This window comes from Pseudomonas sp. ATCC 43928 (assembly GCF_005938665.2).
GTDB lineage: Bacteria > Pseudomonadota > Gammaproteobacteria > Pseudomonadales > Pseudomonadaceae > Aquipseudomonas.
Genome location: NZ_CP041753.1, coordinates 1,371,415 through 1,396,162, shown reverse-complemented (window position 1 = coordinate 1,396,162; position 24,748 = coordinate 1,371,415). Strand labels below are relative to the sequence as shown.

The window sequence follows — 24,748 nt, the reverse complement described above, 5'->3', positions numbered from 1 at the left end:
TGCTTGGGCCACGATTGCTGCTAATGATAGTCATTTTTGGAAAATCTCCAGCAAACGTGGCGCTATCTTGTCCAGTGGACGGATTTCCACGGCAGCGTCGATGGCTGCGGCCGCCTTGGGCATTCCGTACACGGCACTGCTGTTCTGGTCCTGAGCGATGGTCAGGTAGCCCTGTTGGCGCATGAGTTTAAGCCCCTGGGCGCCGTCACGCCCCATACCGGTCAGTAGAACGCCCACGGCATCACCGCTCCAGTAATTGGCCACACTCTCGAAAAACACATCGATCGACGGCCGATAGATCTCGTTGACCGGTTCGGCGGTGTAGGCCAGCGTGCCGTTTTTCAGCAAGCGGATGTGGTGATTGGTACCGGCCAGCAGGATCGTGCCACTTTGCGGCGGTTCGCCTTCCTGGGCCAGGCGCACGTCCAGGCCGCTGGCGCTGGCCAGCCATTCGGCCATGCCGGCGGCGAACACCTGATCCACATGCTGGACCAGCACGATGGCCGCCGAAAAATCCCGGGGCAGGCCCTTGAGCAGCACTTCCAGCGCCGCCGGCCCGCCAGCGGACGAACCGATCGCCACCAGGTGCTGGCGCGAGGCCGAGTTGCGGTGCGGGCTCGGTGCCGATCGCTCCCGATTGCTGTGGTCACCGATCAACCAGCCAATGTTGAGGATCTTGCGCAGCAGCGGCGCAGCGGCTTCCTGAGGGTTACCAGCGCCCAGCGCCGGGGTATCGACCACATCCAGCGCGCCGTAGCCCATGGCTTCGAACACCCGGTGCACGTTCTGCTGACGGTCGACGGTGACGATGACGATCGCGCACGGGGTCTCGGCCATGATCCGCCGGGTCGCTTCCACGCCGTCCATCAACGGCATGATCAAGTCCATCAGGATCAGATCCGGGGTGTATTCGGTGCAACGTTGCACCGCCTCGGCCCCGTTGCTGGCAACCCAGACCACCTCGTGCGCCGGTTCGAACGCCAGGGCGCGGCGCAAGGCCTCTACCGCCATGGGCATATCGTTGACGATGGCGATTTTCATGCTCGCGCCCCTCCAATGAGCTCAACGACTGCATCCAGTAAGGCGTCATCATGAAAACTGGCCTTGGCTAGATAATAGTCGGCGCCGGCGTCCAGTCCACGACGACGGTCTTCTTCGCGGTCCTTGTAGGACACCACCATCACCGGCAGCGATTGCAGGCGATTGTCGCGACGCAATAAAGACACCAGCTCGATGCCGTCCATGCGCGGCATGTCGATGTCGGTGATCAGCAGATCGAAATCCTCCGAACGCAGGGCATTCCAGCCATCCATACCGTCCACCGCCACGGCGACGTCGTAGCCGCGATTGAGCAGCAACTTGCGCTGCAACTCACGAACGGTCAGCGAATCGTCCACCACCAGAATCCGTTTGCGCGCGGCCTCAACGGCCTGATTGGCGTGCCGGGCAATGCGCTCCAGACGCCCGGTATTGAGCAGTTTGTCCACCGAACGCAGCATGTCTTCGACGTCGACGATCAGCACCACTGAGCCGTCGTCGAGCAAAGCCCCGGCGGAAATGTCCTGTACCTTGCCCAGACGCTCGTCCAGCGGCAGCACCACCAGCGTCCGCTCGCCGATAAACCGCTCGACCGCCACCCCGTAGATCGCCTCGCGCTCGCGCATGACCACGACTTTGAGGGTCTGCGCGCTGTTCTGGCTCGCCGGCCGATGCAACAGCTGACTGGCGGCGACCAGCCCGACATGCCGGCCTTCGTACCAAAAGTGCTGCCGGCCTTCGACCTGCACGATGTCTTCCGGCTCCAGGTCGCACATGCGCTCGATGTGCGCCAGCGGGAAGGCATACGCCTCGTCACCGACTTCCACCACCAGACTGCGCACCACCGACAGCGTCTGCGGCACTTCAAGATGGAAACGACTGCCCGCGCCCGCCGTCTGCTCCAGCACCACGGCGCCGCGCAACTGCCGGACCATGTGCTGAACCGCATCCAGCCCGACGCCGCGCCCGGACACTTCGGTGACCGTGTCGCGCAGGCTGAAACCCGGCAGAAACAGGAACGTCAGCAGCTCTTCTTCGCTCAACTGCGCGGCAGTCTCGGCTGGGGATAACTGCCGCTCGACGATCGTGCGGCGGACCTTTTCCAGGTCGACGCCATTGCCATCATCGCTCAGCTCCAGCACCAGCAGACCGGCCTGATGGGAGGCTCGCAAACGGATCACGCCTTCCTCCGGCTTGCCCGCCAAGCGTCGCTGTTCCGGGGTTTCGATGCCATGATCCACCGCATTGCGCAGCAGGTGTGTCAGCGGCGCTTCGAGCTTTTCCAGTACGTCTCGGTCGACTTGGGTCTTGTCGCCCTCGATCTCCAGCCGCACCTGTTTGCCAAGGTCGCGCCCAAGATCGCGGACCATGCGTACTTGACCGCTCAGCACGTCGGCGAACGGCCGCATGCGACAGGCCAGCGCGGTGTCATACAACACTTGTGCGCGCTGACTGGCGTGCCAGGCGAACTCGTCCAGTTCGGCGTTTTTTTCCACCAGCAATTGCTGGGACTCGGCCAGCAATCGGCGGGCATCGCCCAAGGCTTCCTGGGCTTCGAGGCTCAAGGCATGGTCCTTGAGATGAACGTTGAGGCTTTCCAGCGCCCGCAGGCCATTGCTCTGCATGCGTTTAAGGCGCTGCATGGTGGCCAGGTGCGGCTTGAGGCGCTGGGTTTCCACCAGGGATTTACTCGACAGGTCGAGCAGGCTGTTCAAGCGCTCGGCCGTGACACGCAATACGCGCTCGCCAGTGTCAGTGGCGCGCCTGGTCTTGGACGCAGGCTCGGCGGGCTCTGCCTGAGGTGTTTCAATGAGTGTTTCGACGGGTGTTTCGGCGGCACGAACGGGCGGCTCGACCCTGGGTGTCGACGGTTCGATCTGAGGTTCTGCCATCGGCAGCGCGATGGGGGCAACCGTCGCCATGTGTTCAAGCAGCCGTCCCATCAAGACGACGTAAGCGTCGATATCCGCAGGCGCCGGAGCATTGTTCGGCGTCGCAATCCGCATCAGCAGATCGGTGCCCTGCAACAGCGCATCAATGTGTTCGGGTCGCAGGTACAGGCGCCCTTCCTGGGCGCTGACCAGGTAATCCTCCATCACGTGGGCGACGCTGACCCCGGCATCGACGCCTACAATCCGCGCCGCGCCCTTGAGCGAATGGGCCGCGCGCATGCACGACTCGAGGTAATCGGCCTGGGTCGGATCACGCTCCAGCGCCAGCAGACCGGCGCTCAGCACCAGGGTCTGGGCCTCGGCTTCCAGGCTGAACAGCTCCAGCAAGGAGGCGTCACGCATTTGGTCGGGGGTCATGTGAGGCTCCGGGTCACGGCAGACAGCAGCTGCTCTTCATCCAGCCAACGCAGGCTGCGACCTTTGAATGGCAAGACTCCGCGGGTGTATTTGGCGCTGGCCTGGGTGCCGGACTGGGACGCGGCATCGAGAATGCGCTCGTCGATGGCGTGAATCCCGTCCACTTCGTCCACCGGCACCACCACCGGCCCGCCGTGGGCGGCGATGATCAGCATCCGCGGCGTTACCCGCGCGCCGGGCGCCACGCTACTGGTGTCGTCGAGCCCCAACAGCTCCACCAAAGACAGGCACGCCACCAAGGCACCGCGCACATTCGCCACACCGAGCAATGCCCGGGAACGCTGGTGCGGCAAGGAATGGATCGCTTGCAGTGGCGCCACTTCGACCAGGCTGCGAGTGGCCAGGCCCAGCCACTCTTCGCCGAGGCGAAACATCAGCAGCGAGCGGGTTTTCACCTCACTCTCGGCCACCGTGGAGATTTGCCCACGGTCGCCCTGCGACAAGGCGTAGCGGTCGAGCAAGCGCGTGGCGGCAGCCGAATACACCGCGCAATTGCGGCAATGAATGTGCTCGCTCAGCAGCGGGCAGGACTGATCGCCGTGGATACCGATGCGGTTCCAGCAGTCGTCGATGGCCTGGGCATCTTCATGGGTGACGCTCAAGGTGTCGGAGGCGTTCATCGTTTACGCTCACTGTCAGCGGCGCGCTCGCTGCGGGCGGCGCGGGCCTGCAATCGTCTGGCACCCGCCGTGTCGCCCTGGGATTGCAACAAGGCAGCCAGGTGCATCAACGCGTCGGGGTGTTGCGGTTCGAGGTACAACGCCTTGCGATAAAAACCCTGGGCCTCCAGGGCACTGCCGGCGACATCGCTGAGCAGCCCCAGCCAATAGAACACTTGGGCCACCGGTTCGTGACTGCGCAAATAACTTTCGCATGCGGAGCGGGCCTCGGCACTTTTGCCTTCATTGGCCAGCGCGGCGATATTCGCCAACAGCGTGGCGGCGTCCGAAGAAGTGGCCGAAGGGATGGCGACAGCCTGAGGCATCGGCACGACCGTCGCAAAAGGCCGACTGCGCACAGGCGGCGGAGTCACGCTGCGCAACGGTTGCTGCACTGGCAGCGACATCGGCGCGAAGGTCGCAGGCGGCTCGAGCGCGCTCTGGCGACTGAAGGCAAACGACTGCGGGATACCGATCGAGCGCATGCCGAAACGGCCGAGCAGACTGCCCTCGGCCGGGCCGATAAATAGCACGCCATCGACGTGAGTCAGGCGCTTTAGCACTTCGAACACTTGCTGCTGGGTCGGCTGGTCGAAATAAATCAGCAGGTTGCGACAGAACACGAAGTCATAGGGCGGCTCGTTGACCAGCAAGGTCGGATCCAGCAGGTTACCGACCTGTAAACGCACCTGTTCGAGCACGCGCCCGCTGAGGCGATAGTTATCGTGTTCAGCGGTGAAGTGGCGCTCGCGAAACTCGAGGTCCTGGCCACGAAACGAATTCTTGCCGTACAGCGCGAGCCTGGCCTTTTCCACCGACAGCGGGCTGACGTCCATGCCGTCGACCTTGAACTGGTGCGGCGCCAGCCCCGCATCAAGCAATGCCATGGCGATCGAGTACGGTTCTTCGCCGGTAGAACACGGCAAGCTGAGAATCCGCAGGGCGCGCATGTTGTTGATCGCCGCCAGCCGCTTGGCCGCCAGCTTCGCCAGCGTGGCGAAGGATTCCGGGTAACGGAAAAACCAGGTTTCGGGGACGATCACCGCTTCGATCAGCGCCTGCTGTTCGTCGCGCGAGCCCAGCAAAGTGTGCCAGTACTCATCGGCCGTCCGCGCCCGAACCGCCGTAATGCGCTGGCGCACCGCGCGCTCAATGATCGCCGGGCCGACCGAGCCGACATCCAGGCCGATACGCTCCTTGAGAAAATCGAAAAACCGTTGATCGCTGCTCATCCCTGCTCCTCAAACTGCGCCAGGTCCAGCGGCGGCGAGGGAAACAATAAGGCGCGAACCTGTGCATCCAGTAAATCGGCAACCCGCACCCATTGCAGCAGCCCCTGGGCATCTTCGCGCACCGGGCCGAGATACGGCGCCTGGCGATTGTCCAGGCCATAAGGCTGAAAGTCCGCCGGGTTGCAGCGCAACGTGTCGGTGACCTGCTCCAGAATCAGCCCGAGCAATTGCGCAGGCGTTGCCTCATCCGGCCGATAGTGCACCAACACCAGCCGCGTGCTGGTGCGGGCCTGGGCCGGTTGGCCAAACGTCAGCGCGCTGAGGTCGATCACCGGCACCACCGCGCCGCGATAGGCGAACACCCCCGCCACCCAGTCTGGCGCCCGGGGAATGGGTTTCAACGGCAGTTGCGGCAGCACTTCGGCCACCTCGATGGCCTGCAAGGCGTAGCGCTCGCTGCCGATGCGGAACACCAGAAACAACGACTGCTTCGCCGGCATCGCCACGCTGCGCCTGGCCGTAAGTTCGCTCATCAGACTTTGAATCGCGAGACACCGCCACGCAGCCCCACGGCCACCTGGCTCAGTTCGTCGATGGCGAAACTGGCCTGGCGCAGGGACTCAACCGTCTGGCTGCTGGCATCGCCCAATTGCACCAGCGCGTGGTTGATCTGCTCGGCGCCGGTGGCCTGGGCCTGCATGCCTTCGTTGACCATCAACACCCGTGGCGCCAGCGCCTGGACCTGATGAATGATCTGCGACAGCTGCTCGCCCACCTGCTGCACCTCGGACATGCCGCGGCGCACTTCCTCAGAGAACTTGTCCATGCCCATGACCCCGGCCGACACCGCCGACTGGATCTCGCGCACCATCTGCTCGATGTCGTAGGTGGCCACGGCGGTCTGGTCTGCCAGACGTCGCACTTCGGTGGCGACCACGGCAAACCCGCGACCATACTCACCGGCCTTCTCGGCTTCGATCGCGGCGTTCAGGGACAACAGGTTGGTCTGGTCGGCGACTTTGACGATGGTCACCACCACCTGGTTGATGTTGCCGGCCTTCTCGTTGAGGATCGCCAGCTTGGCGTTCACCAGATCTGCCGCGCCCATCACCGAGTGCATGGTGTCTTCCATGCGCGCCAGGCCTTGCTGACCAGAACCGGCCAGCACCGAAGCCTGGTCGGCGGCGGTGGAGACTTCGGTCATGGTGCGCACCAGGTCGCGCGAGGTGGCGGCAATTTCACGGGATGTCGCACCGATTTCGGTGGTGGTGGCCGCGGTTTCGGTGGCGGTGGCCTGTTGCTGCTTGGAGGTCGCGGCGATTTCGGTGACCGACGTGGTGACCTGCACCGAGGAACGCTGGGCCTGGGACACCAACGAGGTGAGCTCGGTCATCATGTCGTTGAACCCGGTTTCCACCGCGCCGAACTCGTCCTTGCGATCCAGATTCAGGCGACTGCTGAGATCGCCGGTGCGCATGACTTCGAGGATATCCACAATGCGATTCATCGGCGCCATGATCGCGCGCATCAGCAGCAGGCCGCAGAGGCCGGCGGCGATGATTGCCACCAGCAAAGAGACGCCCATGCTGATTTTGGCGGCCGTCACCGCGTCACTGATGGCCAGCGTGGATTGTTCAGCCAGGGCGTGATTATTTTCAAGAAGGCTGTTCAATTGCATGCGCCCATTGACCCAGGCCGGCGTCAGTTTTTGCTCCAGGGCAAGCACCGCCTGGTCGTACTCTTTGCGCTGATAGAGATCGATAACGTTGTTCATCTCTTTGTTGTAGAGCTGATGACGCACTTCGAACTCCTCGAACAGAGCCCGATCGTCCTCCGTGAAAATGGTTTTACGGTAGTTGGCTATTTGCTCGTTCAAGCGCTCTTCGAAACTTTTGTACATGGTCTGGTCGGCGACGGTCATTTCACGATGCCCGGAAAGGCCGACAAGCTGTTGGGTGAGGTTAAAACTGTCGACCCACGCACCGCGGATCATCGAACTGTAATACACCCCCGGGACCGCATCGGTGCGAACCGATTCTGCGCCGGCGTCGATCTTCATCAGCCGAGAAAAAGACACCACAACCATCAGCAGCATGATTGCGATAATTACCGCAAAGCTCGCCAAAATGCGTTGGCGCAACGTCCAGTTCTTCACAGTCAGTCCTCGGTGCGGGTCAAATTGCGGGGGAGTATAGCTGAGGGCGATGTTTCATTTATAAGACGCTGAGCATCGTTTCTCATCCCGCCAATAAAAAGCAGGGATTCGACAGAAACATCACGTCCCGCATTGGAAATTTGTCGACCGTGACATCGGGCACTAGTCTGGATAAACCCATGACACAGCCGGGCCTCAGTCAGCCTCCCACAAAGCGCACTACGCTAATAACAAGCCACTCGTGGCGAACTACCCCGTTCAACGCTGTCCCGACCCTAATTAAAGAAGAGGGAAACCCCATGTTCGAACACAAGACCGCACTGCTCAGTGCAATCGCCACGGCGCTTCTGGCCAGCGCCAGCCTGCAGGCCGCCGAACCGCTGAAAGCCGTCGGTGCCGGCGAAGGTCAGCTGGATATCGTTGCCTGGCCCGGCTATATCGAACGGGGCGAAAGCGACAAGGCTTACGACTGGGTCAGCGCTTTCGAAAAAGAAACCGGCTGCAAGGTCAACGTCAAGACGGCCGGCACATCCGATGAGATGGTCAGCCTGATGGCCAAGGGCGGTTACGACCTGGTGACGGCGTCCGGCGATGCCTCCCTGCGCTTGATCGCCGGCAAGCGCGTCCAGCCGATCAACACCGCATTGATCCCCAACTGGAAGAATCTCGATCCGCGCCTGAAGGATGGGCCGTGGTACGTGGTCGACAAGCAAACCTATGGCACCCCGTACCAATGGGGGCCGAATGTGCTCATGTACAACACCAACGTGTTCAAACAGCCGCCGACCAGTTGGAGCGTGATACTCGAAGAGCAGAAGCTGCCCGACGGCAAATCCAACAAGGGCCGCGTGCAGGCGTATGACGGCCCGATCTACATCGCGGACGCGGCGCTGTACCTGAAAACCGCCAAGCCGGAACTGGGCATCAAGGACCCTTACCTGCTCGACGAAAAACAGTACAAGGCCGTTCTCGACCTGCTGCGCGCCCAGCAAAAGTTGATCCACCGCTACTGGCACGACACCACCGTGCAGATGAGTGACTTCAAGAACGAAGGCGTGGTGGCTTCCAGTTCCTGGCCGTATCAGGTCAACGGCCTGATGAACGAGAAACAGCCAGTCGCCTCGACCATCCCCAAAGAAGGCGCCACCGGGTGGGCCGACACCACCATGATGCACGCCGAAGCCAAGCACCCGAACTGCGCCTATAAGTGGATGGACTGGTCGCTGACGCCGAAGGTCCAGGGCGATGTGTCCGCCTGGTTCGGCTCGCTGCCGGCGGTTCCGGCGGCGTGCAAGGCAAGCGAACTGCTGGGGGCCGAGGGGTGCAAGACCAACGGTTTCGACCAGTTCGACAAGATCGCCTTCTGGAAAACCCCGCAGGCTGAGGGTGGCAAGTACGTGCCTTATAGCCGTTGGACCCAGGACTACATCGCGATTATGGGAGGCAGGTAATACACCCCCTTGTGGCGAGGGTGCTTTGTGGCGAGGGGGCTTGCCCCCGTTGGGTGGCGAAGCCGCCCTGGAACCAGTCACCGCGGTCTAACAGATAAACCGCGCTCTCCTTTTCAGGGCTGCTACGCAGCCCAATGGGGCGGTGCGGCGGTGCGGCGGTCCGACAAGCCCCCTCGCCACAGTGAGCATTCCAGCTAAAAAAGCACACCGATTCAGCTTTTTCAGAAGTCCAGGCAGGGGCCGCTGTGATGGGCCCCCGCTTTTTGGGAGCACCGTATCCATGACGCTTGCAGTCCAGTTCACCAACGTTTCCCGTCAGTTCGGTGAGGTGAAGGCCGTTGACCGGGTTTCCATCGACATCCAGGACGGCGAGTTCTTTTCCCTGCTGGGCCCTTCTGGTTCGGGTAAAACCACCTGCCTGCGCCTGATCGCCGGTTTCGAACAGCCGAGCACCGGCTCCATCCGCATCCATGGCTTGGAGGCCGCCGGGCTGCCGCCGTATCAGCGCGACGTGAACACCGTGTTCCAGGATTACGCGCTGTTCCCGCACATGAACGTACTCGACAACGTCGCCTACGGTTTGAAAGTCAAAGGCGTCGGCAAGACCGAACGCCACAAACGCGCCGAAGAAGCCCTCGACATGGTCGCCCTCAACGGCTACGGCGAGCGCAAACCGGTGCAGCTGTCGGGCGGCCAACGCCAGCGTGTGGCCCTGGCTCGCGCGCTGGTCAATCGCCCTCGCGTGTTGTTGCTCGACGAACCCTTGGGCGCCCTCGACCTGAAGCTGCGCGAGCAAATGCAAGGCGAACTGAAGAAGCTGCAACGTCAGCTCGGCATCACCTTTATCTTCGTCACCCACGACCAGACCGAAGCGTTGTCGATGTCCGACCGCGTGGCGGTGTTCAACAAGGGGCGTATCGAACAGGTCGACACGCCGCGCCACCTCTATATGAAACCGACAACCACCTTCGTCGCCGAATTCGTCGGCACGTCCAATGTGATACGCGGTGATCTGGCCCGGCAGTTGAGCGGCAATCCTCAGCCGTTTTCGATCCGCCCGGAACACGTGCGTTTCGCCGAAGGGCCGCTGGCCAGCCATGAAATAGAAGTCAGCGGCGTGCTTCATGACATCCAGTATCAGGGCAGCGCCACCCGCTATGAACTGAAACTGGAAAATGGCCAGACCCTGAACATCAGCCAGGCCAACGTCCAGTGGCTGGACGTCAGTGCGCAACATCAGCCCGGGCAACGCATCAGCGCTCGCTGGGCGCGCGAGGCGATGATCCCGCTGCACGACAATGTTGTAGGCGGGGTATGAGATGGACAGTGTGATCTCTCGAACCCCGGCCAACGGCTCGCCGCTGCGCCGGTTTTCCAACCTGCTGTACCGGCGGCCGAACCTGTATCTGTCGCTGCTGCTGGTGCCGCCGTTGCTGTGGTTTGGCGCGATCTACCTCGGCTCGCTGCTGACCCTGCTGTGGCAAGGCTTCTACACCTTCGATGACTTCACCATGACGGTCACCCCCGACCTGACCCTGGCGAACTTCACAGCGCTGTTCCAGCCATCGAACTTCGACATCATCCTGCGCACCCTGAGCATGGCCATCGTCGTGTCGATCGCCAGTGCAATCGTGGCCTTCCCGATCGCCTACTACATGGCGCGCTACACCAGCGGCAACACCAAGGCGTTTTTCTACATCGCGGTGATGATGCCGATGTGGGCCAGTTACATCGTCAAGGCCTATGCCTGGACCTTGCTGCTGGCCAAGGGCGGCGTGGCCCAGTGGTTCGTTCAGTACCTGAACCTGGAGCCGGTGTTGCAGTTCGTACTCGGGATGCCGGGAGTGGGTGGCAGCACCCTGTCGACCTCGCACCTGGGGCGGTTCATGGTGTTTGTCTATATTTGGCTGCCGTTCATGATCCTGCCGATCCAGGCGTCACTGGAACGCCTGCCGCCGTCCTTGCTGCAAGCTTCGGCGGATCTGGGCGCCAAGCCGCGTCAGACCTTCATGCAAGTGATTCTGCCGCTGTCGATTCCGGGGATCGCGGCCGGTTCGATTTTCACGTTTTCACTGACACTGGGCGACTTCATCGTGCCGCAACTGGTGGGCCCGCCGGGCTACTTCGTCGGCAGCATGGTCTACGCCCAGCAAGGGGCGATCGGCAACATGCCGATGGCGGCGGCCTTCACGCTGGTGCCGATCGTGCTGATCGCCATTTACCTGTCCATCGTCAAACGCCTGGGGGCTTTCGATGCGCTCTGACGCTTCCGCTCAAGACCGGGCATCCCTGGGCCTGCGCATCGCCGCCTGGGGCGGGTTGCTGTTCTTGCATTTTCCGATCCTGATCATCTTCCTCTATGCCTTCAACACCGAAGACGCGGCGTTCAGCTTTCCGCCCAAGGGCTTCACCCTGAAGTGGATCGCCGTGGCGTTCTCGCGGCCCGACGTACTGGAGGCGATCAAGCTGTCGCTGCAGATCGCCGCCATCGCCACCCTGATTGCGCTGATCCTCGGCACCCTCGCCTCGGCGGCGCTGTACCGGCGGGACTTTTTCGGCAAGCAAGGCATCTCGCTGATGCTGATCCTGCCGATTGCCCTGCCGGGGATCATCACCGGGATCGCGCTGCTGGCGACTTTCAAGACCTTGGGGATCGAGCCGGGGGTGTTCACCATCGTGATCGGTCATGCGACTTTCTGCGTGGTGATCGTCTACAACAACGTCATCGCCCGATTGCGCCGCACGTCCTACAGTTTGATCGAAGCGTCGATGGACCTCGGCGCCGACGGCTGGCAGACCTTCCGCTACATCGTCCTGCCGAACCTCGGCTCGGCGTTGCTGGCTGGCGGCATGCTGGCGTTTGCCCTGTCGTTCGACGAAATCATCGTCACCACCTTCACCGCCGGCCACGAACGCACCCTGCCGTTGTGGCTGCTCAACCAGCTCAGCCGCCCTCGGGACGTGCCGGTGACCAACGTCGTGGCGATGCTGGTCATGATGGTGACCATGTTGCCGATTCTCGGCGCGTATTACCTGACCCGTGGTGGGGAGAGTGTTGCGGGCAGTGGCGGGAAATAACTGACCACTGGAAACCGGAACCTGTGGGAGCAGGGGCCAGTTCCCACAAAAAGAAAACAACAGCTTCGGAGGACAAAGCCATGCAAACCAAACTCTTGATCAATGGCCAACTGGTCGCCGGCGACGGCCCCGCCCAAGCCGTGTTCAACCCGGCCCTCGGTCGCGTACTGGTGGAAATCAACGAAGCCAGCGAAGCCCAGGTCGACGCCGCCGTGCGCGCCGCCGATAGCGCCTTCGAAGGCTGGTCGCAAACCACGCCGAAAGAACGCTCGCTGTTGCTGCTCAAACTCGCCGACATCATCGAAGCCCATGGCGAAGAGCTGGCCAAACTGGAGTCGGACAACTGCGGCAAACCCTACAGCGCCGCGCTGAACGACGAGATCCCGGCGATTGCCGACGTGTTCCGATTCTTCGCCGGGGCCAGCCGTTGCATGAGCGGTGCGCTGGGGGGTGAATACTTGCACGGCCACACCTCGATGATCCGCCGCGACCCGGTCGGCGTGATTGCCTCCATCGCGCCATGGAACTACCCGCTGATGATGCTCGCCTGGAAAGTCGCCCCAGCCTTGGCCGCCGGTAATACCGTGGTGCTCAAGCCGTCGGAACAAACCCCGCTGACCGCCCTGCGCCTGGCAGAACTGGCGTCGGAGATTTTCCCGGCGGGTGTGCTTAACCTGGTGTTCGGTCGTGGTCCTTCCGTTGGCACCCCACTGGTCACCCACCCGAAAGTGCGCATGGTGTCGCTGACCGGCTCCATCGCTACCGGCTCGAACATCATTTCCAGCACCGCCGGCAGCGTCAAACGCATGCACATGGAACTGGGCGGCAAGGCGCCGGTGATCATCTTCGACGATGCCGACATCGACGCCGCCGTGGAAGGCATTCGCACCTTCGGTTTCTACAACGCCGGGCAGGACTGCACTGCCGCTTGCCGCATCTACGCTCAAGCAGGCATCTATGACACCTTCGTCGAGAAGCTCGGCGCCGCGGTCAGCAGCCTCAAGTACGGCTTGCAGGATGATCCGTCGACGGAGCTGGGCCCATTGATCAGCGCGCAACATCGTGACCGCGTAACCGGGTTTGTCGAGCGGGCCATGGCGCAACCGCACATTCGGTTGATCACCGGCGGCAAGCCAGTGGAAGGCAATGGCTTCTTCTTTGAACCGACGGTGCTGGCCGACGCACAACAGGACGACGAGATCGTGCGCCGCGAAGTGTTCGGGCCGGTGGTATCGGTAACCAAATTCACCGATGAAGCGCAGGCCCTGGCCTGGGCCAACGACTCGGAGTACGGCCTGGCATCGTCAGTCTGGACCGCAGATGTCGGCCGCGCCCATCGCCTGTCTGCACGCCTGCAGTACGGCTGCACCTGGGTGAACACCCACTTCATGCTGGTCAGCGAAATGCCGCACGGTGGTCAGAAACTGTCCGGTTATGGCAAAGACATGTCCATGTATGGGTTGGAGGACTACACGGTTGTGCGGCATGTGATGTTCAAGCATTAAAAATGCTTCCCGGGTAAGCCTCGCTCCGAAATCAATCGTGCCCACATCTCTGTGGGCACGGTTGATGGTGTTAGATCGGCTGAGGCTTGGAGAGGGTTTCGAATTCATCCATCAGCAGATGGATTTCGGTGCTGGGGTTAGGTTCGCCGCTGATGTCGACGTCCTCGAGAATCTTGGGGGCCAAAGCTCTGGCTTTCTGAAAAGGCTCGCCCAATAGCTGAGCAAAATAGCTGATGTCTTTGCCCTTCTCGTACTTATCCATGTTCGGTTTTTCTCTGAGGCTCTTGGCTACCAAGTCGCCCGGAGAGTTTTTCCCGACAGCTCTAAATGGCTTTCGATTGAAGCCGAAGTGCAAAAGAAGCCAAAACTCGAAACAGGGAAATGACGCTATGACTTTGATTTTCGGATGAGGCTTCGCCAGATCTATCGCCCTCTCAAAACATAGATGTGTATCACGATCCAATGCACAAAATACCCTATCGAAACATTTCTGACGGGCTATGGCTCTTTCAACAATGCCGCTTGGATGCGTGACGCCGCAGTGGGCAATTTCAACCTGGGCCTTAGCACGAAAATGAAAGGCGGCCTCCTCCAGATACCGTTTTCCTGACTTGCTATCTTCACAGAGGACCAACACTTTGGGCTGAGGCTTGAATCTCGATTTCTTTCGATCAAATGATTTTGTCGAGCGCATCATGGTCACCTCAGCCTGATCAAAGGCAAACCGCGGTAACGGCCTTCAAAGTAGCGCTTCTCAATATCCTCCCCCTCTCGCCCTTCAAAATCGTGAACGGAAAAAATACTGGTTGCACCATTGGCATCGCGCTCAGTGATCCAGAACTGATCACGCCGCAGAATTTTTGCGTTCATTAGATGAGTGTCGTGAGTCGTAAAGATCAGCTGAGTATCCAACCCCCTATCAAGATGCTTCCCGAGCAGATCAGCAACTATTTCTGGATGAAGGCTACTGTCCAACTCATCGACAGACAGTATCCCGCTTCCATCTGCGCGATTGATCATGAACCAGGGCAACCAGAAACCAATCAGGTTTTTTGTTCCGCCAGACTCCTCTGAAAAATCAAACTCCGCTGCTCCCAAAAGACTTGTATGCGTCAGGGTCACCTTGTCTTTCTGGGCGGCGGCGAAGAATTCTTTTAACGTGAGCTTTTTCTTGGTCGGTACAGCATCCGCATCCTCAGTATTGAGTTGAATAGCAGACACCGGGATATCCACTTCCCTTAAAAACTCCTTCAAATCACCCGTGTAGTCCGAGGCAACCTGCAGAAACCTGATGGAGGCTGCAGACAGCCCCATCATGTTGTTCTGCTCAATGACAAGGAGGCCGGTTTGAAACCAGGTAAACGGTGCTCGCAACTGTGTCAGTTCTTCGCTGCTGTTCGCCACGGCCTGCGAAATAAACAAAACCTTCGGGCTCGTCAAACGCCGCCAAGCATTGTGGACATCTTTCCCACCCTCAAGACTTGAGCCAAAAACATACTGTTCTCCCTCGTCACCAAAACGACGCTCATACAGCAGCGTTTCTTTCCCTTTGGGATAGGAGACCAACTGCTCCTTGATTATCCGTTGCGAAGTAACGCGTAGAACAAACCGATATCGGAGCCCGTTTTGAATGAAGTTGTACTCAAAGGAACTGGGTTCGTTCTGGAGTTGCGGATCAAAACGAAACGGTGAAACCGGCAGTGGTTCGTCATTTGAGGAGGGTGTCGTTGCGAGCAGGCGTCCCATGATCCCCATCGCCTGGATAAGCGAAGATTTACCGGACGCGTTCGGCCCGTAGATCGCTGCCACCTTCAACAAATCAGGAAGCTTTTCGCCACTCACTGAAGGTTGGAAAACATTGCGTTTTTTACTCAGACGCGGGGTCGCCACCATGGACAGGGTTTGCGCCTCGCGGAAGGAGCGATAATTGGAAACCGAAAATTCAATCAACATGTAGAAATCCTGCACTTAATTTCCAAGAGCAGAATAAATATAGGAAAAAACATTCATTTGGCGCGGCTTCCCTGCACTTCGTGCAAAAACAGGAAATTCCTACAGATGGAGCCTTCCAGCAAAGGCAACGATTCCTACAACAAGCGTCGCCAGAGTAGACTTGGCGCCGCGAGCGCCTGAACGATAGGCTTCATCCCGTCGCTGCAAAATCAGCGGCCCGGGGTCGAAGCCGGTACATCATCGACATGGCGCATCCGCGCTCCCATATGAGTGGCGGCTCCCTTTTTTCATCCTGGAGTCGAAAAATGCTTAAGCACAACATCACAAATCCTGAAGTTTTCACAAAGTGCCATTCGCGGGAGGCAGGCCATGACCCATCCTCATTTCATCCCTACCGTCTTCACCCGCCACAACCGCTTCCTCCATGCCATCATGCAAGCCAACCAAGCCTGGTTCTGCGTTCAGGATCTAGGTCGCTTGATGGGTCGACCGCTGGACCAACGACTCACCCTGAAGCTCGACCCTGATCAACGCCAATATGTCTGGTTGCTGAAGAATGGCAAAACGGTCGAATCACTGATGGTCAGTGAATCAGGGATGTACGCCCTGCTCGTTCACCATTTCGTCCCGGAAAATCGAAACCTGCGTCAATGGCTGAGCAATGAGGTCATGCCAATGCTGCGTGATTCGAATTCGGCGTCGTTGGAGAACATTCCAAGTCTGGGTTCGTTGCAGTGGGCCGGAATCTCGGTGCCGCTGCTGCGTTGGCAGCATCAGTCCTGGATCAAATGGCGCGACATGCCTGATCTGATGCAAGCACAACGACCATTCACGATTGGTAGCCGATGATCTGATGCACAAAGGGACGGACTTTTGAGTCCGTCCCTTTGGTTCCAGCATTACTCCCCACCTTCAAAACCGCGAAACACTCCTCATTGCATCCACCAGATAGCGCATCGCAATCCGGTCACTCTCCGACAGCTCGCGATAGCGCTCCACCAACTTCAACTCCTCCGAACTGAGACGACGCCTTCGCCGCCCGGTGGCCAGGCAGGGAAAGAGTCCTAACATTTCAGTGATGCCTTGTACTTTCGACATGGACGATGTCCTTCTATACGTCAAAGAAAACTGCAAAACCGCATCGCCCTATCACTTTCAGCGGCCGTCTTGTGTGCACTGAACCCACCGGCCTGAAGGGCCGAAACCGGTCATGCCCATAGAATAGAAATTAAATCGGCGCTGAAAAGCGGTTTTTAGAGTAATTAGTCGAAAAAAGCAGATATGCCCTATAAATCAGAAAACGCTGTGAGAAACGTTACCTGACATGTCTTGTTTCATTGCCGCGCTGTCGCGGTGCTATCAATCATTTTTGCTCTGTAATCGAACGGTTTAAGCTATTTGGCATCTCTTTACAGTCCGTTGTGTTTGGCCAAGGCATGTCCGAACCGCTATTTCTGATCCAGCACGTGCCAGGAACGGCGCGGGATTGTTCACGACAGGTTGTACTTATGCATCGCAGGAATTTGCTCAAAGCGTCCATGGCCATCGCGGCTTACACCGGTCTCTCGGCCACCGGCCTGCTGGCCGCAAACGCCTGGGCCGGCAGTGGCACTGCCGATGGCGACGCCCAGGCGTTCGACTTCGAAGCGCTGAAAAACCAGGCCAAACAGCTCGCCGGCAAGCCGTATCAGGACACCAAACAGGTGCTGCCGCCGACGCTGGCAACCATGACGCCGCAGAACTTCAACGCGATCCGCTACGACGGCAATCACTCGCTGTGGAAGGATCTGAAAGGTCAGCTGGACGTGCAGTTCTTCCACGTCGGCATGGGTTTCAAGCAGCCAGTGCGCATGTACAGCGTCGATCCCAAGACTCGACTGGCGCGCGAGGTGCATTTCCGCCCGTCGCTGTTCAATTATGAAAAAACCACCGTCGATACCCAGCAGCTCAAGGGCGACCTGGGATTTTCCGGGTTCAAGCTGTTCAAGGCCCCGGAGCTGGATCAGCACGACGTCTTGTCGTTCCTCGGCGCCAGCTATTTCCGTGCGGTAGACGCCACCGGCCAGTACGGTTTGTCGGCCCGCGGCCTGGCAATCGACACCTACGCCAAGAAGCGTGAAGAGTTCCCGGACTTCACCAAGTTCTGGTTCGAGACACCGGACAAGGACAGCACCCGATTCGTGGTGTACGCCCTGCTCGATTCGCCAAGCGCCACCGGGGCCTACCGTTTTGACATCGATTGCCAGGCCGAGCGCGTGGTGATGGAAGTCGACGCCCACGTCAATGCCCGCACCGCCATCGAGCAACTGGGCATCGCACCGATGACCAGCATGTTCAGCTGCGGCACCCACGAGCGCCGTATGTGCGACACCATTCACCCGCAAATCCACGACTCCGATCGCCTGGCCATGTGGCGTGGCAACGGCGAGTGGATCTGCCGTCCGCTGAACAACCCGGCCACCCTGCAATTCAACGCCTTCGCCGACACCGACCCGAAAGGCTTTGGCCTGGTGCAGACCGACCATGAATTCGACAGTTATCAGGACACCGTCGACTGGTACAGCAAGCGCCCGAGCCTGTGGGTAGAACCTACAACCGCGTGGGGCGAAGGCTCTATCGATTTGCTGGAAATTCCTACGACCGGCGAAACCCTGGACAACATCGTCGCGTTCTGGACGCCGAAGAAACCGGTCGCCGCCGGTGACTCCCTGAACTACGGCTACAAGCTCTATTGGAGCGCCCTGCCACCGACGGGTACGCCGCTGGCGCGGGTCAACGCGACCCGTTCGGGCATGGGCGGCTTTGTCGAAGGCTGGGCACCGGGTGAGCATTATCCTGAAGTCTGGGCACGCCGCTTTGCCGTGGACTTCACCGGCGGCGGGTTGGACCGCTTGCCCGAAGGCGCGGGGATCGAACCGGTGGTGACCTGCTCGAACGGTCAGGTGAAGGATTTCAACGTGCTGGTGCTCGATGACATCAAGGGCTACCGAATCACCTTTGACTGGTACCCGACCAATGACAGCGTGGCGCCGGTGGAGCTGCGGTTGTTCATTCGCACCAATGACCGCACGTTGAGTGAAACCTGGCTGTACCAGTATTTCCCGCCGGCGCCGGATAAGCGCAAGTACACCTGATATAGGCTGCGATCTTTTGGCGTTAAAAAGCCCCGGTCAACCCGACCGGGGCTTTTCGTTTTTACAGCGGCCTTCAGTCACGCAAATCCGATTCATGAATCGGCTGGTCACGATGAGTGGCCCGTTGGTATTGCGCCGGCCAGACAGCCTTGTGCCCACCCAGATCGTCATCGGCATGCAGCGGCCAATACGGATCACGCAACAACTCCCGGGCGAGGAAGATGATGTCGGCCTGACAGGTACGCAGAATATGCTCGGCCTGGGCTGGCTCGGTGATCATGCCTACCGTGCCGGTGGCAATGCCCGACTCTTTACGTACCCGCTCAGCAAATCGGGTCTGATAACCGGGCCCTGTAGGAATTTCGGCATTTACCGCCGTACCGCCCGACGAAACGTCGATCAGGTCCACACCCAGGTCTTTCAAGCGTCGCGCCAGCTCCACGGTTTCGTCGGGGTTCCAACCGTCTTCCACCCAGTCGGTGGCCGATACCCGTACAAACACCGGTAACTCTTCAGGCCACACAGCCCGCACCGCTTCGGTGACTTGCAGCACCAGCCGAATACGATTCTCGAATGAGCCACCGTACTGATCGCGCCGTTGATTGCTCAAGGGCGAAAGAAATTGATGTAGCAGATACCCATGGGCGGCGTGCACTTCGACCACTTTGAAACCGGCGATCAACGCCCGTTTGGCCGAATCGACGAAAGCCTGGACGACCTCGGCGATCTCACTTTCATTAAGCTGCTTGGGTGGTGTGTGCTGGGGGTCGAAAGCGATCGGCGAAGGGCCGACCGGAATCCAGCCGCCATCTTCCGGCTTGACGCTGCCATGCTTGCCCAGCCACGGCCGATGCGTGCTGGCCTTGCGCCCGGCATGGGCCAGCTGGATGCCGGCAACGGCGCCCTGAGCGGCAATGAAACGCGTAATACGTTGCAAGGGTTCGATCTGTTGATCATTCCAGAGACCTAGGTCCTGGGCGGTGATACGCCCATCGGCGGTGACCGCCGTGGCTTCGGTGAATACCAGACCTGCGCCGCCGATCGCGCGGCTGCCGAGATGGACCAGATGCCAGTCATTAGCCAGCCCATCGACGCTGGAGTACTGGCACATCGGTGACACCGCGATGCGGTTAAGCAGGGTCAATTGACGAAGGGTATAGGGTTCAAGCAGCAGACTCATGGGGCACCTCTCAAATCAGTGGGCAGGCTCCAGGGTTCTGTTTGAATAGTCGACGAGTGACAGGAAAAAGGTGCAGCACCCGCCCCCGCGGGCAAAAAATTCGACAAGACGTCACAAGGATAATCAAGCAGTGCTTAGAGCCTAGTCGACATCGCGGGATCAGGGAGGGTTCAAGAAATGAAACACCGCCAATTTGAGGTCCGGGCGATACCTGTGGCGAGGGAGCTTGCTCCCGCTCGGCTGCGCAGCAGTCGTCAACCAACCGACGCGGTACCACAGGAAAAAAGCGTTTAAAGGTTTAGGACCGCTTCGCGGCCCAGCGGGAGCAAGCTCCCTCGCCACAAAAGCATCGTGCCGTTATCGCGGTTCGATGTGGGCAATCATCAACTGCACTGTCTCGTTCCCACGAAACTCGTTGAGGTCGAGCTTGTAGGCCAATTCGACCCACTTGATGGTCGGATTCGGCCAGATATCCCGGTCGATCCCGAAGGCGATGCCATCCAGCTTCACCGAGCCGCATTCACTCTTGAGCACCACTTTGAGGTGCCGCTCGCCAACGACTCGTTGCTCGACCAACTGGAACACCCCGTGAAACAACGGCTCCGGAAAGTGTTGCCCCCAAGGTCCGGCGTGGCGCAGGGCGCGGGCCAGTTCCAGGTGAAACTCCTCGACCGCCAGGGTGCCGTCCGACAGCAGTCGCCCGGTCAGGTCTTCTTCGCGCATTTGCCTGCGCACTTCGGCGTCGAAGGCTTGCGCGAACAACGGAAAATTCGCTTCCGGCAAGGTCAGGCCGGCCGCCATGGCGTGGCCGCCGTATTTGCTGATCAGGTTCGGATGTTGCGCCGCGACCACGCTCAAGGCATCGCGAATGTGAAAGCCCTGAACCGAACGCCCCGAGCCCTTGAGCAGGCCATCGCCAGCATCGGCAAAGGCAATGGTCGGACGGAAATAACGCTCTTTCATACGCGAGGCGAGGATACCGATCACCCCCTGGTGCCACTCGGGATCGAACAGGCACAGGCCGAACGGCATCGATTCCACCGGCAGATCCTTGAGTTGGGCCAGCGCCTCGCGCTGCATGCCCTGCTCGATGGATTTACGGTCCTGGTTCATGCCATCCAGCTGAGCCGCCATTTCACGGGCGGCGCCAGCGTCTTCGGTGAGCAGGCACTCGATGCCCAGGCTCATGTCATCCAGCCGCCCTGCCGCGTTCAGACGCGGGCCGAGGATAAAGCCCAGGTCAGTGGAGGTGATGCGCGAATGATCACGCTTGGCCACTTCAAGGATCGCCTTGATCCCCGGCCGCGCACGCCCGGCGCGAATTCGCTCCAGGCCCTGATGCACCAGAATCCGGTTGTTGGCATCCAGCGGCACCACGTCGGCGACGCTGCCCAGCGCCACCAGGTCGAGCAATTCGCCAATGTTCGGCTGCGGCTTGCTCTCGTACCAGCCCAGGCTGCGCAGGCGCGCGCGCAGGGCCATCAGTACATAGAAAATCACCCCGACACCGGCCAGGGCTTTGCTCGGGAACTCGCAACCCGGCTGGTTCGGATTGACGATGGCATCGGCCAACGGCAGCTCGTCGCCGGGCAAGTGGTGGTCGGTGACCAGCACCTTGAGCCCGGCCTTTTTCGCCGCTGCCACGCCTTCGACGCTGGAAATGCCGTTGTCCACGGTGATCAGCAACTGCGGCTCGCGGGTCAGCGCCACTTCGACGATTTCCGGGGTCAGGCCGTAGCCGTACTCGAAGCGGTTTGGCACCAGATAGTCGACATGCGCCGCGCCCAACAGGCGTAACCCCAACATGCCCACGGTACTGGCCGTCGCGCCATCGGCATCGAAGTCGCCAACGATCAGAATCCGCTGACGCTGCTCCAGCGCCGTTACCAGCAAATCCACCGCCGCCTCGATACCCTTGAGCTGCTGGAACGGAATCAGCCGTGCCAGGCTCTTGTCCAGTTCAGCCTCGGACTGCACGCCCCGAGCCGCATAAAGGCGGGTCAGCAGCGGTGGAATATCACCGAGGAATGGCAGGGTGTCGGGCAACAGGCGAGGTTCGATGCGCATGGGGTGACAGGTGCTTCTCTTGAATACGTAGGATAAAACCGGGGGGACGCGGCCAAGCGGCGAATAATCAGCCGCGTTCGCCGGCCAGCCATTGCAACTGGACTTCGTGCTGACCACGGTCGTCGGTGACGAAAATCGTTCCTTCGCTGATCATCACGTCCCACTTGATAACGCGCGGCATGTCCTTGGCCAGGGTTTCCAGCACTTCCTGGGGCACGGCGGCGATGTTGACGTTTTTCAGGGTCTTGATCGCCGGGATCACTTTGCCTTCCCAGACCCGCAGGCTGCCGTAAGCCAGCAGGCTGGTGCGTTCGGTGCGGCGCGAGCACCAGGTCAGGCGGTCGGCGTCTGGCTGGCCGACTTCGATCCAGTGCAGGACACGGTCGTCCAGGCTCTTTTCCCACAGCGCCGGCTCATCCACGTCTGACAGACCGCGGCCAAAAGACAGCTGCTCGTTGTACCAGAAGGCGTAGGCCAGCAGCCGCACGGTCATGCGCTCTTCGGTTTCCGAAGGGTGACGGGCGATGGTCTGCTTCACGTTCTCGTAGACGCTGCGGTCGAGGTCGGTGAGGTTCAGTTCAAACTTGTAGGTCGTGGACGGCTGGGCCATGAACGGGCTTCTTGATACGGGGAAAGGCGGCAAGTCTAACCGATGCAAGAGGGCAATCAACGAATTGAAGGCGAATCAACTTTGGGCGATGGATGTCGGCCTATGATAAAACGCTGTATTCGCTCAGCCTTTGTCCTACAGGATTTCGCATGCCGTTCTCCAATAAACCGCTCTCGGGTCTGAAAGTCATCGAATTGGGTACGTTGATTGCCGGGCCGTTTGCCTCGCGTATTTGCGGCGAATTCGGCGCCGAAGTGATCAAGATCGAGTCACCGGACGGCGGTGATCCGTTGCGCAAATGGCGCAAGTTGTATGAAGGCACCTCGCTGTGGTGGTTCGTTCAGGCGCGCAACAAGAAATCCCTGACCCTGAACCTGAAACACCCCGATGGCCTGGCGATCCTGAAACAGCTGCTCAGTGAAGCGGACATCCTGATCGAGAATTTTCGCCCCGGCGTGCTGGAAAAGCTCGGCCTGGGCTGGGAAGTCTTGCACGCACTGAACCCGAAACTGGTGATGGTGCGGCTCTCGGGCTTTGGCCAGACCGGCCCCATGAAAGATCAGCCGGGCTTCGGTGCGGTCGGTGAGTCCATGGGCGGCCTGCGCTACATCACCGGGTTCGAGGACCGGCCGCCAGTGCGCACCGGGATTTCCATCGGCGACTCGATTGCCGCGCTCTGGGGCGTGATCGGCGCACTGATGGCCTTGCGTCATCGCGAGGTCAACGGCGGTTTGGGGCAAGTGGTGGACGTGGCGCTGTATGAAGCGATCTTCGCCATGATGGAAAGCATGGTCCCGGAGTTCGATGTGTTCGGCTTCATCCGCGAACGCACCGGCAACATCATGCCGGGCATCACACCCTCCTCCATCCACACCAGCGCCGATGGCAAACACGTGCAGATCGGCGCCAACGGCGATGCGATCTTCAAGCGATTCATGCTGATCATCGGCCGCGAGGATCTGGCCAACGACCCAGTGCTGGCCAGCAACGACGGGCGTGACAGCCGTCGCGACGAGATTTACGGGGTGATCGATCGCTGGGTCAACTCACTGCCACTGGACGCGGTGATCGAGCAATTGAACCAGGCCGACGTTCCCGCCAGCCGGATCTTCAGCGCCGAAGACATGTTCAGCGATCCGCAATACCTGGCCCGGGAAATGTTCCTGCAAGCCAAGCTTCCCGACGGCAAGGACTTCAAGATGCCCGGCATCGTACCGAAGCTTTCCGAGACACCCGGCACCTCGGAATGGGTCGGGCCGCAGTTGGGTGAACACAATGCGCAAGTCCTCCACGATCTGGGCTACGACCCGGCACAGATCGCACGACTGCGTGAAGACGGGGCCATCTAAGCTGAATCGCCTGCTTTCATCTGTCCTCGATTACGCCGGCATCGGGCGCCTGCTGGCGGCGCTCGGGCTGTTGTCGGGCCTGATATCCCCGGCCCTGGCGCAACCTAAGGAGCATTTGTTCTGGCTGTTGCGCGACCTGCCGCCACTGACGATCTTCGAAGGCCCGAAAAAAGGCCAGGGCGTCATTGACCAACTGATGCCCCTGCTGATCGCCGGTATGCCGCAGTACGAACATACCCTGATACGGGTCAATCGCGCCCGCGGCATGCAGATGCTTCACGAAGAATCCTTTACCTGCGACCCCTCGCTGGTCTGGAGCAGGGAGCGCGAACAGTGGATCACGTATTCCATTCCGGCCTTCCGGGTGGTCAGCAATGGGCTGGTGATCCGACGTGAAGATCGGTCGGTGCTGGAGCCGTTTCTTTCCAACGGTGCAGTCGATCTGGCGGCCCTGTTGGCCAGCGGTCGACAGAAAGTCGGTGTGATCGCCGAGCGCCGTTACGGTGAGTTCCTCGACACACTGCTGCAACAGGCGCCAGCCGGCGCGCTGACGCCCCACTATGGCAATGACGCCCTCGGCAGCCTGCTGCAGATGCAACGCTTGGGGCGTTTGCAGGTGGTATTGGGTTACTGGCCGGAAATTCGCTATCAGGCCCATCAGGAAAACCTGGCCGATGAGCAACTGGAGTTCTACCCGGTCAAAGGCACGGGCAACTACATGCCCGTGTACATCGGTTGCTCGAATACGCCCCTGGGTCGACAGGCGATCAGTGAAATCAACCGACTATTGCGCGCCCTGCCCCGCGAGCACCTGGACCCGTTGTATGCCGACTGGCTCGACCCGCAAAGACGCAAGAATTACCTGGAAGAAACCAAGGCCTTTTTCGAGCATCAGGCCACACAATGACAAATCGCAGGCAAAAAGAAACCCCGAGAAGTGGGGAGACAACTCGGGGTTAAACGTGGCC

21 protein-coding genes are annotated in these 24,748 nt (G+C 60.2%); 9 read left to right on the top strand and 12 right to left on the bottom strand.

Features of this window, described 5'->3' with window-relative positions; translation table 11 throughout:
* Positions 1–30 precede the first annotated feature (30 nt).
* Genes FFH90_RS06280 through FFH90_RS06255 form a run of 6 tightly spaced genes read right to left on the bottom strand, consistent with a single transcriptional unit; the run spans position 31 to position 7,453 of the window.
* Positions 31–1,041 (bottom strand): chemotaxis response regulator protein-glutamate methylesterase, encoded by a 1,011-nt coding sequence (locus tag FFH90_RS06280; RefSeq protein ID WP_018926682.1) that lies wholly within the window; start codon positions 1,039–1,041, stop codon positions 31–33.
* Positions 1,038–3,347 (bottom strand): hybrid sensor histidine kinase/response regulator, encoded by a 2,310-nt coding sequence (locus FFH90_RS06275; protein ID WP_138866864.1) that lies wholly within the window; start codon positions 3,345–3,347, stop codon positions 1,038–1,040. Before FFH90_RS06275 ends, FFH90_RS06280 begins: the two co-directional genes overlap by 4 nt.
* The gene (locus tag FFH90_RS06270) at positions 3,344–4,027 is read right to left on the bottom strand and encodes a chemotaxis protein CheW (RefSeq protein ID WP_018926684.1); all 684 of its coding nucleotides are present in this window, start codon (positions 4,025–4,027) and stop codon (positions 3,344–3,346) included. The genes FFH90_RS06275 and FFH90_RS06270 overlap by 4 nt, the downstream gene beginning before the upstream one ends.
* On the bottom strand, positions 4,024–5,298 hold the full coding sequence (locus FFH90_RS06265; protein WP_138866863.1) for a protein-glutamate O-methyltransferase CheR: 1,275 nt from the start codon (positions 5,296–5,298) through the stop codon (positions 4,024–4,026). Before FFH90_RS06265 ends, FFH90_RS06270 begins: the two co-directional genes overlap by 4 nt.
* Positions 5,295–5,831 (bottom strand): chemotaxis protein CheW, encoded by a 537-nt coding sequence (locus FFH90_RS06260; RefSeq protein WP_138866862.1) that lies wholly within the window; start codon positions 5,829–5,831, stop codon positions 5,295–5,297. The genes FFH90_RS06265 and FFH90_RS06260 overlap by 4 nt, the downstream gene beginning before the upstream one ends.
* On the bottom strand, positions 5,831–7,453 hold the full coding sequence (locus FFH90_RS06255) for a methyl-accepting chemotaxis protein (RefSeq protein ID WP_018926687.1): 1,623 nt from the start codon (positions 7,451–7,453) through the stop codon (positions 5,831–5,833). The genes FFH90_RS06260 and FFH90_RS06255 overlap by 1 nt, the downstream gene beginning before the upstream one ends.
* A 299-nt stretch (positions 7,454–7,752) precedes the next feature.
* On the opposite strand from FFH90_RS06255, the gene ydcS reads away from it, so the two are divergent.
* The 5 genes from ydcS (at position 7,753) to FFH90_RS06230 (ending at position 13,487) form a co-directional block, all read left to right on the top strand.
* A complete protein-coding gene (gene ydcS / locus FFH90_RS06250; protein ID WP_018926690.1) occupies positions 7,753–8,904 on the top strand; it encodes a putative ABC transporter substrate-binding protein YdcS in 1,152 nt (383 codons plus the stop codon).
* 280 nt (positions 8,905–9,184) lie between these two features.
* Positions 9,185–10,222, top strand: coding sequence for an ABC transporter ATP-binding protein (locus FFH90_RS06245; RefSeq protein WP_018926691.1), 1,038 nt, complete (start codon positions 9,185–9,187; stop codon positions 10,220–10,222).
* Position 10,223: 1 nt separating this feature from the next.
* Positions 10,224–11,168, top strand: a complete 945-nt coding sequence (locus FFH90_RS06240) for an ABC transporter permease (protein WP_138866861.1) — start codon at positions 10,224–10,226, stop codon at positions 11,166–11,168.
* A complete protein-coding gene (locus FFH90_RS06235) occupies positions 11,158–11,982 on the top strand; it encodes an ABC transporter permease (protein WP_138866860.1) in 825 nt (274 codons plus the stop codon). Before FFH90_RS06240 ends, FFH90_RS06235 begins: the two co-directional genes overlap by 11 nt.
* An 80-nt stretch (positions 11,983–12,062) precedes the next feature.
* Complete coding sequence (locus FFH90_RS06230) at positions 12,063–13,487, top strand: gamma-aminobutyraldehyde dehydrogenase (protein ID WP_138866859.1); 1,425 nt, start codon at positions 12,063–12,065, stop codon at positions 13,485–13,487.
* A 70-nt stretch (positions 13,488–13,557) separates the two neighbouring features.
* On the opposite strand, the gene FFH90_RS06225 is transcribed toward FFH90_RS06230, so the two are convergent.
* Complete coding sequence (locus tag FFH90_RS06225; protein ID WP_111455330.1) at positions 13,558–14,184, bottom strand: RloB family protein; 627 nt, start codon at positions 14,182–14,184, stop codon at positions 13,558–13,560.
* Between the two features lie 2 nt (positions 14,185–14,186).
* Positions 14,187–15,440, bottom strand: coding sequence for an ATP/GTP-binding protein (locus FFH90_RS06220; RefSeq protein WP_111455331.1), 1,254 nt, complete (start codon positions 15,438–15,440; stop codon positions 14,187–14,189).
* A 369-nt stretch (positions 15,441–15,809) separates the two neighbouring features.
* Here FFH90_RS06220 and FFH90_RS06215 point away from each other — a divergent pair, with 369 nt between their 5' ends.
* Positions 15,810–16,289, top strand: coding sequence for a Bro-N domain-containing protein (locus FFH90_RS06215; RefSeq protein WP_138866858.1), 480 nt, complete (start codon positions 15,810–15,812; stop codon positions 16,287–16,289).
* A 63-nt stretch (positions 16,290–16,352) separates the two neighbouring features.
* Here the strand turns inward: FFH90_RS06215 and FFH90_RS06210 are convergent, their stop codons facing one another.
* The gene (locus tag FFH90_RS06210; RefSeq protein ID WP_007940616.1) at positions 16,353–16,538 is read right to left on the bottom strand and encodes a hypothetical protein; all 186 of its coding nucleotides are present in this window, start codon (positions 16,536–16,538) and stop codon (positions 16,353–16,355) included.
* 410 nt (positions 16,539–16,948) lie between these two features.
* On the opposite strand from FFH90_RS06210, the gene FFH90_RS06205 reads away from it, so the two are divergent.
* On the top strand, positions 16,949–18,574 hold the full coding sequence (locus FFH90_RS06205) for a glucan biosynthesis protein D (RefSeq protein WP_018926695.1): 1,626 nt from the start codon (positions 16,949–16,951) through the stop codon (positions 18,572–18,574).
* Between the two features lie 73 nt (positions 18,575–18,647).
* Here the strand turns inward: FFH90_RS06205 and FFH90_RS06200 are convergent, their stop codons facing one another.
* The 3 genes from FFH90_RS06200 to FFH90_RS06190 all read right to left on the bottom strand — a co-directional run bounded on the left by FFH90_RS06200 (position 18,648) and on the right by FFH90_RS06190 (position 22,431).
* Positions 18,648–19,754: an NADH:flavin oxidoreductase/NADH oxidase gene (locus tag FFH90_RS06200; protein ID WP_019581626.1), complete on the bottom strand. Its 1,107-nt coding sequence runs from the start codon at positions 19,752–19,754 to the stop codon at positions 18,648–18,650.
* 357 nt (positions 19,755–20,111) lie between these two features.
* A complete protein-coding gene (gene recJ / locus FFH90_RS06195; protein WP_064616237.1) occupies positions 20,112–21,821 on the bottom strand; it encodes a single-stranded-DNA-specific exonuclease RecJ in 1,710 nt (569 codons plus the stop codon).
* A gap of 67 nt (positions 21,822–21,888) precedes the next feature.
* Positions 21,889–22,431 carry a YaeQ family protein gene (locus FFH90_RS06190; RefSeq protein ID WP_007940622.1) on the bottom strand — a complete coding sequence of 181 codons (543 nt, stop codon included), beginning with the start codon at positions 22,429–22,431 and terminating at the stop codon, positions 21,889–21,891.
* 149 nt (positions 22,432–22,580) lie between these two features.
* On the opposite strand from FFH90_RS06190, the gene FFH90_RS06185 reads away from it, so the two are divergent.
* The gene (locus tag FFH90_RS06185; protein ID WP_018926698.1) at positions 22,581–23,780 is read left to right on the top strand and encodes a CaiB/BaiF CoA-transferase family protein; all 1,200 of its coding nucleotides are present in this window, start codon (positions 22,581–22,583) and stop codon (positions 23,778–23,780) included.
* Entirely contained in the window at positions 23,761–24,687 is a 927-nt protein-coding gene (locus tag FFH90_RS06180; protein ID WP_138866857.1) for a TIGR02285 family protein, read from the top strand. The genes FFH90_RS06185 and FFH90_RS06180 overlap by 20 nt, the downstream gene beginning before the upstream one ends.
* Positions 24,688–24,748 lie beyond the last annotated feature (61 nt).

What these genes read in the sequence shown, in the direction of transcription:
- FFH90_RS06280 (WP_018926682.1), bottom strand. Translation starts at nt 1,041, where the DNA reads ATGAAAATCGCCATCGTCAACGATATGCCCATGGCGGTAGAGGCCTTG.
- FFH90_RS06275 (WP_138866864.1), bottom strand. Translation starts at nt 3,347, where the DNA reads ATGACCCCCGACCAAATGCGTGACGCCTCCTTGCTGGAGCTGTTCAGC.
- FFH90_RS06270 (WP_018926684.1), bottom strand. Translation starts at nt 4,027, where the DNA reads ATGAACGCCTCCGACACCTTGAGCGTCACCCATGAAGATGCCCAGGCC.
- FFH90_RS06265 (WP_138866863.1), bottom strand. Translation starts at nt 5,298, where the DNA reads ATGAGCAGCGATCAACGGTTTTTCGATTTTCTCAAGGAGCGTATCGGC.
- FFH90_RS06260 (WP_138866862.1), bottom strand. Translation starts at nt 5,831, where the DNA reads ATGAGCGAACTTACGGCCAGGCGCAGCGTGGCGATGCCGGCGAAGCAG.
- ydcS (WP_018926690.1), top strand. Translation starts at nt 7,753, where the DNA reads ATGTTCGAACACAAGACCGCACTGCTCAGTGCAATCGCCACGGCGCTT.
- FFH90_RS06245 (WP_018926691.1), top strand. Translation starts at nt 9,185, where the DNA reads ATGACGCTTGCAGTCCAGTTCACCAACGTTTCCCGTCAGTTCGGTGAG.
- FFH90_RS06240 (WP_138866861.1), top strand. Translation starts at nt 10,224, where the DNA reads ATGGACAGTGTGATCTCTCGAACCCCGGCCAACGGCTCGCCGCTGCGC.
- FFH90_RS06235 (WP_138866860.1), top strand. Translation starts at nt 11,158, where the DNA reads ATGCGCTCTGACGCTTCCGCTCAAGACCGGGCATCCCTGGGCCTGCGC.
- FFH90_RS06230 (WP_138866859.1), top strand. Translation starts at nt 12,063, where the DNA reads ATGCAAACCAAACTCTTGATCAATGGCCAACTGGTCGCCGGCGACGGC.
- FFH90_RS06225 (WP_111455330.1), bottom strand. Translation starts at nt 14,184, where the DNA reads ATGATGCGCTCGACAAAATCATTTGATCGAAAGAAATCGAGATTCAAG.
- FFH90_RS06220 (WP_111455331.1), bottom strand. Translation starts at nt 15,440, where the DNA reads ATGTTGATTGAATTTTCGGTTTCCAATTATCGCTCCTTCCGCGAGGCG.
- FFH90_RS06215 (WP_138866858.1), top strand. Translation starts at nt 15,810, where the DNA reads ATGACCCATCCTCATTTCATCCCTACCGTCTTCACCCGCCACAACCGC.
- FFH90_RS06210 (WP_007940616.1), bottom strand. Translation starts at nt 16,538, where the DNA reads ATGTCGAAAGTACAAGGCATCACTGAAATGTTAGGACTCTTTCCCTGC.
- FFH90_RS06205 (WP_018926695.1), top strand. Translation starts at nt 16,949, where the DNA reads ATGCATCGCAGGAATTTGCTCAAAGCGTCCATGGCCATCGCGGCTTAC.
- FFH90_RS06200 (WP_019581626.1), bottom strand. Translation starts at nt 19,754, where the DNA reads ATGAGTCTGCTGCTTGAACCCTATACCCTTCGTCAATTGACCCTGCTT.
- recJ (WP_064616237.1), bottom strand. Translation starts at nt 21,821, where the DNA reads ATGCGCATCGAACCTCGCCTGTTGCCCGACACCCTGCCATTCCTCGGT.
- FFH90_RS06190 (WP_007940622.1), bottom strand. Translation starts at nt 22,431, where the DNA reads ATGGCCCAGCCGTCCACGACCTACAAGTTTGAACTGAACCTCACCGAC.
- FFH90_RS06185 (WP_018926698.1), top strand. Translation starts at nt 22,581, where the DNA reads ATGCCGTTCTCCAATAAACCGCTCTCGGGTCTGAAAGTCATCGAATTG.